Raw genomic sequence first — 12,247 nt, forward strand, 5'->3', positions numbered from 1 at the left:
GCTTGATCAGGCGCGTGCGAAGCGGCGGCGGCGCAGGATGTGGAGCCCCCCGGCCAAGGCCAGCGAAAGGACGATGGGCAGAGCGACGTTCAACGACCGCCAGAAATTCCGCTCGCTAACGGCGCGCGCCGGGTCCAACTGGCGCAGCGCTACACTGCGGTTGCGTATGCTGATGAGGCTTTCGTCGTTCAGCAGGTAATTCACTGCGTTGATGATGAACTCGCGGTTGCCGAAGATCTTGCTGCGAGCCGTGGGGTCGTAGCCGAGCATGTAGTACATCCCTTTGGCGCGGTCCACACGGTTGGCGATCACATCACCGTCGCTCACCACCAGCATGCTCGTGGTACGGCCATGCTCGCGGTACTGCATGCCCGAGTTGGCCTTGAACGCGTCCGTGACACGGTCCTTGAACGCGCTGGTGAAGGGACCCTCCAACAGAACGGCCACTGGCAAGCTCGGCGTTGTGGTCTTCTCGAACGGAGGAGGATTGTCCGGCCGGTTGAGGGCCACGCGAGCCGGGTTCCGCAACAGCCAGGTGTATGGCGACGTGGTGAGCAGGATCGTCTTCTCGATGCTGTCCGTCCCCACCGTGTCAAGGCTGCCGACAAAACGCATGTGCAACGGGTCGATGTTCTTGACGATCGGGTGGCCCGTGCGTGGTGTGATCACAGGCTCATAGAAGAACGGCAGCGCTTCCATCTGGCGTTGGTCGCCGTATGGCGTTGTTGGAATGGAGATAAGCGCGCACGACTTGTCCAGCAAAAGGTCCTCGTTCAGTCGCACACCATAGGCGAAGAAGAGGTCTGACAGGCCGAGATGCAACGGCGTGGCCAAGCTGAACTGGTTGCGTCGCAGGCTGTCCAAATGCGGGTCCATGGCATCAACCAACCAGAACACCTTGCCGCCGTTCATGATGAACTGGTCGAGCAGGTAGAGCTCCTTCGGCGTGAAGGCACTGTCGGGTTTCGCTACCACCAACAGGTCGTACTTGTTGCTCCGGTAGGCTGCGCCCTCCAAGCGTTCGCTCAGGCTGGTCAACTGGCTGTCGATCCGCACGCGCGAGACCTGCACATTGTATTGTTCGGCGATGGCGTTCTGCACGTCCTTCACTTGCAGTTCGTCCAATTCGCCGTGCCCTTCGGTGAAAGCAATGCGTGGCTTGAACGTGCTGGTGACCTGGTTGATGACGCTCGCGAGCTCGTATTCAAGGTTGTTGATGGAGCGGTTCACCATCTCCGGGTCGGCCACACTGTATTGGGTCTTCAGCAATTGCACGGGCACGGTCTTCCCGCGGTAGGTGAGCAACGCTCCCGGGAAGATGATGCGTTCCGAACGCCCGCCTTTCTCCTCGGTGTGAAGGCTGCTGTAGATGAGCCCCTGCTTGGTGAGATCCGCGTACACTTCCATGCGCGTCTTCTCGTCGGGGCTGGCGCTGGGATCGGTGAATTCGTATTCGAGCAGGCCGTCGCTCAGCACGCGCATCTCGTCCAGCAGCTCGCGCGTGCTCTTGCTCAGGTGTCGCAGGTCCGCGGGCAGTTCACCGGCCAGGTACACCCGCAGGAACATCTTGTCCGGCAGGTTGCCCATCAGTTCTTCGGTGGCCGGGGTCAGGGTGTAGCGTTTCTCGCTGGTGAGGTCGGCGCGCCAGCTGACGAATGATGCGGCCACGTTCAGCAGCACAACGATGCCGATGCCCAGCAACAACGCCACCAGGTCGCGCGAGCGATTGCGGTTGCGTTGGGCGGGTGTCGCGGTGGTAACCATCACCAAGTGCGGCTTTGCAGCGCCGTGCGCGTGAGCAATAAGAAGATGCCGATGACACCGCCGAAATACACCATATCGCGCAGGTCGATGACCCCGCGGCTCATGCTCACGTAATGCTCCTGGATACCGAGCGCCTTCAACGGACCTTCCAACGCGCCCACGGCCTGGTAGCTCGCCAGGAAGTCGAAGCCTGTGAAGAGGAAGAAGCACAGGAAAACCGCAAGCAGGAAGGCGATGATCTGGTTGTCGGTGATGCTGCTCGCGAACAATCCGATGGCCGCGAAACAGCCGCCCAGCATAAGCAGACCTATGTAACTGCCCCAGACAGCACCGCTGTCCACGTTGCCCTTCGGCATGGCCAATTGCCCGATGCTCCAGTAATAGATGAGGGTTGGCAGCAACGCGAGCACGAGCAACGCCAGCGCTGCAGCGTACTTGCCCAACACCACCTGCATTTCCGTCAGCGGTTTGGTGAGCAGCAGTTCAATGGTGCCCGTGCGGCGCTCTTCACTGAAACTGCGCATGGTGACCGCAGGAAGAAGGAAAAGGAACACCCACGGTGCAAGGGTGAAGAGCGGCGTCAGTTCGGCATAGCCCAGTTCAAGAACGTTCTGCGGGAACACCCACAAGAAGAGCCCGTTGAGCAGCAGGAAGACCGTGATGGTGATGGCGCCGATGAGCGAGGCAGCAAAGCCCCTGACTTCCTTGATGATGAGCGCGCGCATTCGGGGCGCTAAAGTAGGGGCGGGGTGATGCCAAAAGAGAAGGCGCGCCCACCACGGGGCACGCCTTCTCTACGGGTCAGTCCGTGAGGACCGGTCAGGGAAGTTGTTGCACGCGCACTGCTGTTGGTATGGTGCCGCCCACGGTAATGAGGATCGGATCGCGGTCGTTGGCAGCGCCCGTGTACTTAACGGTGCCGTCCAGGTTCACGTCGGTGTCGTGATAACCGCTTATAGTGTTGGTAGGCAGCGTTCCGCCGATGTCGATCAGGATCGGGTCACGGTCGTTGCTCAGGCCGGTGTACTTCACCACCCCATCGAAGGTCACATCGCCGCACCACAACAATTGCAAGGCGCCGTTCACACGACAGGCCTCAATGCCGTAGGTGGCCGTGGTCGTTTGTGAGAAGTCCACTGCGGTCGGACCGGAGAAGAGGAACATCGGCGAGAGGGTCATGGCTCCCAAGTGGTTACGGTGCCGTGTGGCCACGTAATAATTGCCTTGGCCGATGAACATGCTCACCGCACTTACACCGTCGGTATCCACCACGTCGCCATCACGTTGCAACAAAGCGCTTCGCGAAGCCACGATGATGGACGGATCCACCGCATCGCGCAATTCGAGCAGCACCCAATCCACGATGGCATCGCTGCCCGAAACTGCTAGCACCACAGGCGTTGTGATCTCGTTTCCGCCGCCGCCCGTGTGCGTGTAACCCAAGCCGGTGTACGGCTCGGTGGTCGGGACAAGTCCCAGGGCGCGCATGCCGTCGTTCATCAAGCCGGTTCCCAGGTTGAAAGGCCCTTCGAGGAGAAGATGAGCGGCCACGAGGACGCAGATGTTGTCCACGCCGCCATCACAATCGTTATCGAAGCCATCGCACAATTCGGGTGCACCAGGATGAACGGTGGATAACCCATCGTGGCAATCGCCGCCCTGTAGAATGTAACCGACCGGTGGGTCGCAAGTGAAGACCTCCGTGGAAGGATCCCCGAATCCATCGCCATCGAGGTCGAAGTACCAGAGCGACTGCAGTCCATCGTCCACCTGGCCATCGCAGTTGTCGTCCTGGCCGTTGCACACTTCCGTGCCGAGCGGGTTCACCAGCGGATCGGTGTCGTCGCAGTCGCCACCAACGGTGAGCATGCCCGGTATGGGCGTGCACGAGAGCACCATCGCATCGTCGCCGCCGAAGCCATCCTCGTCCACATCGGGGTAGTAGGCTGTGCCCGCATCGTTGTCCACGGTGCCGTCGCAATCATCATCCAGGCCATTGCACGATTCCGGTGCGCCCGGATAGATCGTCGGGTTGTTGTCGTTGCAGTCACTGCCTTGCCACCAACCATCACCGTCGGCATCCACCATGCCCAGACAGGTCACGAGTTGTGCCGTGCAGCCGCTTTGCAGCTGGCATTCGTAGCACGCCTCCTCGCCATTGAGGCATTCCAGTAGGCAGTTGTCCTGCCAGCAGGCAATGAAGTCCTCCACACAGGTGAGGCAAACCGCGCCGATCGGAATACCCGCGTTCTGCATGCACGAGCTGATGCAATCCGGACCATCGAAGAGGCATTGGAACAGGCACTGGTGCATCGCCTCTTGGAACTCCACCTGGTTCTCCGCGAGCCATTGCTGCTCTGGGGGCGTGCAGTTGCCGCATCCGTTGCCGGGGAACACGTTGGCGTTGGTGTCGTCGCAATCGCCGTTGGAGGACACGTATCCGACGGGTTGCACACAATCGTTTATCGTCACGTTCGTGTTACCGTAGTCGTCGTTGTCCAGGTCCTGGTACCACGTGGTGATGACCGGCCCGCCGCTGCAGTCCTGGTCGATGCTATCGCAAGGGTCAGCAGCGCCGGGGTTGATGGCCGCATCGCCATCGTTGCAGTCTCCACCGATGGTAATGGTGTTGGGGATCGGTGTACAGGACAGGGTCATGCTCGCATCATCGCCGTATCCATCGCCATCGGAGTCGGTGTAGTAGGCGATGCCCGCTTCGTTGTCGACTTCGCCGTCGCAGTTGTTGTCGATGTTGTCGCAGAGTTCGGGCGCGCCGGGGAAGACCGTGTCGTCTGCATCATCGCAATCGCCAGCGACCGTAGCGGTACCAATGGGTTGGTTGCAATCGCCCACGGTTCCGGTGCCGTCCACGCCGAAGCCGTCTCCATCCGCATCGGTGTAGTAGGTGATGCTGATGCCATCATCCACCTGGCCGTTGCAGTCGTTGTCCAGACCATCGCAGAGTTCGTCCGCGCCGGGGTACACGCTGGTGTTGGCGTCGTTGCAATCGCTGCCTGCCCACCAGCCATCACCATCGGTATCCGACTGGCCCATGCACGTGGCCATCTGGCCCATGCAGCCCGCTTGCACCTGGCAGCCGAAGCAGAGGCCGGGACCACTCAGGCAATCAGCGAAGCAATTCGCCTGTGTGCAGAGCATCATGTCGGTCACACAGGTGAAACACAGCGCGCCCACCGGCAATCCTTGCTGCAACAGGCAATCCTCCGTGCAACCCGGATCGCCGAAGCACTGACCGGCGCAAGAGGTGATAGCATCCATCAGCGTTTGTTGGTTCGTGCTCAACCACTGTTGTTCGGTGATCGTGCAATCGCTGCAACCATTGCCGGGGAAGACGCTTGCGTTGGTGTCGTCGCAATCGCCGCTCACCGGCACGAAGCCGACAGGTTGGACGCAGTCCTGCGTGAACACGGCATCGGTCCCGTAGTTATCGCCGTCGTTGTCCTGGTACCAGGTAGTGAGCACCGGACCACCGCTGCAATCCTGGTCGATCGCGTCGCAGGGATCCGCTGCGCCGGGATGAATGGTCAGGTTGGCATCATCGCAGTCGCCACCCTGTGTGATCATACCGGGGATCGGCGTGCAGGAGAAGGTCTCCGTTGCATCATCACCGAAACCGTCCTGATCGGCGTCCGTGAAGTAGGCGATGCCCGCGTTGTTGTCCACCGCGCCATCGCAGTTGTTGTCGATGTTGTCACAGAGCTCCGGCGCACCGGGGAAGACGGTGTTGTCCGCATCATCGCAATCGCCACCTGCCGTGGCAGCACCAGTCGGCGGATCGCAGTCGCCCGTGAACTCTGTGCCGTCCTCGCCGAAGCCATCACCATCCGCGTCGGTGTAATAGGTCACGCTTACGTTCTCGTCCACCAGGCCATCACAATCGTTGTCGAGACCGTCGCAGATCTCGCTCGCACCGGGGTAGGCCGCGCTGTTGGCATCGTCGCAATCAACCAGCGAGAAGGAACCATCGCCATCGGCATCCACCAGGCCGGTGCATGCGAGGTACGCCTGCTGGCAGTTGGCCTGGATGCACGCTTGGCAGTTCGCGCTCCCGAAGCCGTTGATACAGGCCGTAAGGCATGTGCCCATGATGCAGGTGTACCGCTGCGCGATGCACGTCACACAAGAGTTCTGTAGCGGTGTTTGGTTCAGCAGTGCGCTCGCGAGACAAGCCTCGAGGTCGCCGCTGTTGATGCAATTGAAGATGACCGAGCTGATGATATCGTCGATGGTCTGCTGGTTCTGCGCTATCCAGAGCTGATCAGCGGCGGTGCAATTGCCACAGGCTCCCGCACCGATCAGCGGGTCGTTGTCGTTGCAGTCATCGGCGTTGGCCACACCCGGTGTATCGCAGGGCAGCGGCTCCAGCGCGTTGCCGAAACCATCGCCATCGTTGTCCGCGAATTGCTGTGGAAGGTCCTCATCCACCTGCCCGTCGCAGTCATTGTCGATCCCGTCGCATACTTCCTGTGTCGAGCCGGAGAGCGAACCGTGGAAACCATCAACCGTGCTGAACGACGTGGGCTCCTCGGTGTTGCCGGGTGGCGTGATGTAGCTCTCCTCATACAGCGGCACATCATTGGGCGTGATCGTGATGCTGAAGCAGCTGGTACCGATACAGAAGGGCAACATCCCAATGCCCTGTGTTTCTTCCGGCAATTGGATGTCACCTTGGATCACGTTGGATCCTTGCGTGATCACATAATGTGCGCTGCCGAAGTCGTTCTCCGTTTCGGAAAGCACGTACAGGTCGAAGCCGATCTGGCCGTTTGGATCGTTGTCGTTGCAGTCGCCGCCAATACCTGCGGAGTTGGCCGGTTGCGTGCAGGAGATGCCCAGCGATGCCCCGCCGTATCCATCACCATCCGCATCGGTGAACCACTCCTGTGCTTGCACGCACGGACCCGGACAGGTCGCAGCGGGGTCGTAGTTGCATGCGTTCGCATCCATGCAGCCGATGTTGGTGAAGCACGGTGTACCGCGGCAGCCGCACTTTTCATTGAGCAGTTCAAGTGCGGCAGTAGGGTCGTAGTTGAAGAAGCCCGTGTAAGGCAGTTGATCCGGCAAGGCATAGATGCGCCGGGCAGAACGATCCGGACAGATCATCACGAGCGTTGGGACGAAGCCGTTGTACAGGTCGAGCGCGGCATATTGCTGCATGATGGCGTTGCCACCGTCCGCGATGAACGGCCAGGTCGCATCCGCCAGGAATGGCGCAAGCGAACCGGTCACCGTAGCCGTGTCCTCGATCTCGATGCTCACCATGCGGATATGGTCGAGTCCATCGGGACCCATGTGCGCGTACCAATCCTGTAGGAACCCGGCACTGTTCATCTGGTTGCTCGGCGTACACCAGGTGGTGAAGAAGTCGAGCACTACGCTCTTGCCTTGCGCGAGCAGCGCGAAGAGGTTCACCGGGTTGCCGTTCACATCGGTGGCCGTGAAGTCCGTCGCGTACACCTCGTCGCCTATGGACGTACTGCCTTGCACACACGTGCCGCCGCCACAAACTGCGCCAGCGTCGTAGTTGCAGGCCATGGGGTCGGTGCATCCCGTTTGGAAGTCTTCCGTGGTGCCGTCGGTGATGCCATCGCAGTTGTTGTCCAACCCGTCGCAGACCTCCATTGCACTGGGGAAGACCGCTGCGTTCGTGTCGTCGCAATCGCCGCCTGACTGAGTGAAGCCAGGACCCGGATCGGTGCAAACGATGGCTTCCGTTGCAGGTTGACCATAACCGTCGCCATCGGCATCCACATACCAGATGTAGTTCTCGTCCACCTGTCCGTCGCAATCATTGTCCATGCCGTCACACACTTCGGCCACGCAATTGGCGCAATCGCCACCGTCGAAGTTGTATTCGGCGCAATTGAAGAAGATCACATTCCCTTCCCACTCGAAGCTGCCGTCATCGCAGGTGCCGTCACCGACCCAATCGATGGGCGCGCAGTTTCCGTTGCAGTCCTCCACCTCACCGGGTGGACAGTTGCCCGAGTTGCCCAAGCAGATACAGGAAGCGGTAAGTACATCATTGCTCGTGGCCGGATCGCCGTCGTCACAAGCCTGTCCCGGTGCGGCGATGTTGGCATCGACATCATCGCAGTCACCGCCGATCTGCACCGCACCGGGGATCGGTGTGCAGGAGAATTGCGCGGATGCGTCATCGCCGAAGCCGTCTCCATCCGCATCGGTGTACCAAGTGAAGCCTTCATCGACCTCGCCGTTGCAGTTGTTGTCCAGGCCATCGCACAGTTCCGGTGCGCCGGGGAAGACGTTCAGGTTCGCATCATCGCAATCGCCAGGTTGATCCGTGACCGTCGGCGACTGTTCGCACGCGAACACCTCACTTGTCCCGAACCCGTCCTGGTCCAGGTCTTCGTACCATACCTGCAAACCACCTTCATCCACATTGCCATCACAGTTGTTGTCGATGCCATCCGGTGCAGAGCACAGGTCCGGCGCGTCAGGGCTGATGCCCGCGTTCGCATCATCACAGTCACCTTCCAGTTGCGAGAAGCCTGATGATGGCGGTGAACACATCACCGCGCCGGTGCCGATAACGCCCCAGCCGTCGCCGTCCGCATCCGTGAACCAGATGAAGTCCTCGTCCACCTCGCCGTCACAATCGTTGTCGAGCCCATCACAGGTCTCTGTTGCGCTACCACCAATGGCACCGCTGTACCCGGCTGACGTCTGGAACTCGATGGGGTTACCCGTGGTCCCGTTCATGTAGATGAAGCCGCTGCTGAAAAGAGGCATGGAACTGCCGGTGACCTCGATGCTGAGACAACCATCGGGCACGCAGTCTTCCCAAACACCGGCTGGAATACCGTACTCGGCGTTGAACACAACCGGAACGGACCCGCTGAAGAGTATTGCGCTGTTGGAGGTAACCGTGATCTGCGCATTGCCCTCGGTCTCCAGATCCGCAGGTGCGAGCAGCAAGCGCACCGTAGCTCCGCTACAGCAGGTGCCATCGTTGCAGTTTGCTAGCGGGTTGAAGTTGCCCGAACCCGGAACCGTGCAGCCGTTCACCACATTGCCAAGACTGACCGTAATGATGCCTCCGACGCTGTTGCCCGTAGCCAACACGCCGTTCACATCCTCCACCATGTAGTCGGCTTCCATCGGCAGCCCGTCCGAACCGTTCAGGTTGATGGCGTAGCAGCCGTTCTCCAAGCAGGCTTCGATCGTGTTGCCACCACCTGTCGCCACTTCAACAAGGTTCCAGTCGGTGACCGCGTAGGTCGTCACCGGATCGCCGATGGTCGTGAGGGTGATGGTGTACTCAGTGCAGGTAGGCACGCAAACGGACATCAGCGCTTGGTAAGCCGCGTGCACGTTCAGTTTACCGCCAGTGATGGTCAGCGCGCTGCCTCCCGGGAAGGGCGTGGTATTGTTGAGGATGGCATCCTTTACCAGTTGCCGCGCAGCAACAGGATCGTTCATCACCAGTTGCGCGAACGATGGGCATGGCACGGAGTAGAGCAGTGCCACAGCCCCGGCCACGGTCGGGATCGCGAAGGAGTTGCCGTTGACCATAGCGTAGTTGCCGCCAACCGTGGCCACGGGAATGTTGATGCCCGGAGCGAGCAGGTGAACGCTGTTGTTACCCGTTGCGAACGGCACTTCGTTCAAAGGGCCATAGCTCGTGACCACAAGGTGCTCAGCCAATGCGCAGTTGGAGGGAAAGTCGAACTCCACGTCCAGGTCCTGGGTTTCGTTCGGGCCGGCGGTCACGAGGATGATCCCTGCCGCTGTCATGTCCGTGAACAAGGGGGCCATGAAGCCGTTGCAAGCGGCATCGGGTATTCCCCAAGAAGCGGTGATGGAGACCACCATCAAGCCGTTCGCACCGTTGCTCGCGTTGAACTGCTCACGAACGAACGTTGCGGCCTCGAACTGCTCAATGACGTCGGAGAGGTCGTTGGTCTCGCCGCTGGAGAAGATCTCCACGTCCCAGTTCACGCCCGCGATGCCGATGCTGTTGTTGCCTACTGCGCCCATTACGCTCGCCACTTCGGTACCGTGGTCCTCACCACCGCCTTGTGCAGGCGAGCCCGGCCAGATGTTCCCCGACAGGTCAGGATGGTTCGTTTGGATAGCCAGATCGGAGAGCGCTACACCGATGCGTTGCCCATTGGCCATGGTGCCGCCCGTGGTGATGTCCCACACGGGCTCCACGTTGATGTCCTCCATGTTCCATTGCGTGCCGTACTGCGCGTCGTTCGGCTCGGCGCGGTACACGAGGCGATAGTTCAGCGAGGTGGCTTCCACCCCGGGCAAGCGCGCGATGCGCTTCTCCAGTTCGCGGTCGTCCGTGACGCCGGGAGCGAACACGAGCTTGTGATAGCCCGAACCGCGGCCACTAGGCGAGAGGCTCTTCACAGCCGCCTCGCTTGTCAGGCTCAGCGATAAGTCGCGTTGTACGTCGGCGATGCTCGTTCCCTTATTCAGCCTTACGAGCACCTCGCCTGGCACCCAGGCTTGCTGCGCGAACGAGGCGATGGAAACAACGATGGAAAGGAGCAGAAGGATGGGTTTCCGGAGCATGGGTTTCGGCTGCTTTCAGCCGTGCGCCCAAATTCCCGGATCAACCTGATCCACAGCGCGCCAAGAGGGTCAACCTTGGTTACTAACGCCGACGTGGTCCTCGCAACTCCAGACGGCCCGAGCAGATGAACCGCGCAGGAGACCTCGACAAAGTGCGTCCTCAGAGCGGCGGCTTCGGCGCAGACGTCAAGGGGCTTTCAGCCCGTTTTGCCCTTCTTTTTGCGGAACACCCGGAAGAGAAAATACCCTACACCAATGAGGATCAGTACCGCTGCCCAATTCGGAAGCAAGGACGGGCATGTCGGACACCTGTCGCGACTATAGCGTGCAAACCCCGGCAGTGCACCCAGCAGACCTACGAAGAGGAGTGTGTAGCGCAGAGCGCACATTACCTGCCCAACGCCTTGTTGGCGTCCAGCATCTCCTTGATGCCGCCCACACTGCTGAGCACGCCGGTGGCTTCGTATGGCATGTAGATCACCTTGTTGTTCTGGCCGCTGGTCATCTCCTTCAGCGTTTCCAGATACTTCATGGCGATGAGGTAGTTGGTGGGGTCGGCTTTGGCGCCTTTGATGGCCTCCGTAACCAGTCGGATGGCCTCGGCCTCACCCTGCGCACGGCGGATGCGCGATTGGGCATCGCCCTCGGCCTCAAGGATCTGGCTCTGCTTCTGGCCTTCCGCAGTGGTGATCTGCGATTGCTGGATACCCTCAGCCTGCAGCACGGCGGCGCGCTTGCTGCCCTCCGCATCAATGATCTGCGCACGGCGGTCACGCTCGGCGCGCATCTGCTTCTCCATGGCCTCGCGGATGTCGCGCGGCGGGTTGATGTCCTGCAGTTCAACGCGGTTCACCTTCACGCCCCACTTATTGCTGGCTTCGTCCAGGATCTGGCGCAGCTTCATGTTGATGGTGTCACGGCTGGTCAAGCACTCATCAAGGTCCAGTTCGCCGATCACGTTGCGGAGCGTGGTCTGCGTCAGTTTCTCGATGGCCATGGGAAGGTTCTCGATCTCGTACATCGCCTTTACCGGGTCCATCACTTGGAAGTAGAGCAGCGCGTTGATCTCCGTCATCACGTTGTCCTTCGTGATCACGTTCTGGCGCGGGAAGTCATAAACGGTCTCACGCAGGTCGATGCGTTCCTTCTTCACGAACTGCACGTACTTGTTGCCATCGGGCAGATCACGGGTGAAGCGGAAGATGATCTCCCGCGGCTTGTCCATGATGGGGATGATGATGTTGATCCCTGCCGTAAGTGTCTTGTGGTACTTGCCCAGGCGCTCCACCACCATGGATTCGCTCTGTTGGATGATGCGTACACCTTTGGCGATCAGGAAGAACACGAAAAGTGCTAGTACGATGAGTACGATGTTCAAGAGGTCCATGTGCAGGAATGAAGTTGGATGGTGCAGGCTGTTCTACTGAAGGGGTTTTACGATAAGCGTGTTGCTTTCCACGCGGACGATCTCCACGCTGTCGCCAACGCGGAAGGTGTTGTTGCCGATGGCCTCGGCACGCCAATCGTCGCCGTCAATGCTCACGCGGCCCATGTGCATGGCGTCGAAGTCCTGGGTGACTTTGGCACGTCGACCGGTCAGTGCATCGGCCCCGGTCTTCAAGTCGTTCTTCACGAAGGTTTTCAGCATGAAAGGACGCACCGTGAAAAAGGCCGCCAGCGAGAACGCGGAGAACACGAGCAGTTGAACGGTGGCCGTAGCACCAAGCCCGGCGGCCAGCGCGCTGAACATGCAACCGATGCCCAAGCATACGAGGAAGAACCCCGGAACGAAGATCTCCGCTATCAACAGCACCAAGGCTGCCACTGCCCACCATTCCCATTGGAAGAAACCCATTGCTGTCTGTTCTGGGGGTGAATGTAGTCGGACACCGGCGGTGCCAGCAGTCCCGGTTAC

General features: G+C 60.3%; 5 protein-coding genes. All 5 read right to left on the bottom strand.

What is annotated here, in order from left to right; all coding sequences use genetic code 11:
- Positions 1-6 precede the first annotated feature (6 nt).
- Positions 7-1,764 (bottom strand): gliding motility-associated ABC transporter substrate-binding protein GldG, encoded by a 1,758-nt coding sequence (gldG, locus tag IPJ76_16130; protein QQR86110.1) that lies wholly within the window; start codon positions 1,762-1,764, stop codon positions 7-9.
- Positions 1,764-2,489 (bottom strand): gliding motility-associated ABC transporter permease subunit GldF, encoded by a 726-nt coding sequence (gene gldF / locus IPJ76_16135; protein ID QQR86111.1) that lies wholly within the window; start codon positions 2,487-2,489, stop codon positions 1,764-1,766. Before gldF ends, gldG begins: the two co-directional genes overlap by 1 nt.
- A 94-nt stretch (positions 2,490-2,583) precedes the next feature.
- On the bottom strand, positions 2,584-10,332 hold the full coding sequence (locus IPJ76_16140; GenBank protein ID QQR86112.1) for a S8 family serine peptidase: 7,749 nt from the start codon (positions 10,330-10,332) through the stop codon (positions 2,584-2,586).
- Between the two features lie 388 nt (positions 10,333-10,720).
- Positions 10,721-11,719, bottom strand: coding sequence for an SPFH/Band 7/PHB domain protein (locus tag IPJ76_16145; protein ID QQR86113.1), 999 nt, complete (start codon positions 11,717-11,719; stop codon positions 10,721-10,723).
- A gap of 33 nt (positions 11,720-11,752) precedes the next feature.
- Positions 11,753-12,187 carry an NfeD family protein gene (locus IPJ76_16150; protein QQR86114.1) on the bottom strand — a complete coding sequence of 145 codons (435 nt, stop codon included), beginning with the start codon at positions 12,185-12,187 and terminating at the stop codon, positions 11,753-11,755.
- Positions 12,188-12,247: the final 60 nt, after the last annotated feature.

The sequence above is a fragment of the Flavobacteriales bacterium genome (genome assembly GCA_016699575.1).
In the GTDB taxonomy this organism is placed as follows: Bacteria; Bacteroidota; Bacteroidia; order Flavobacteriales_F; family PHOS-HE28; genus PHOS-HE28.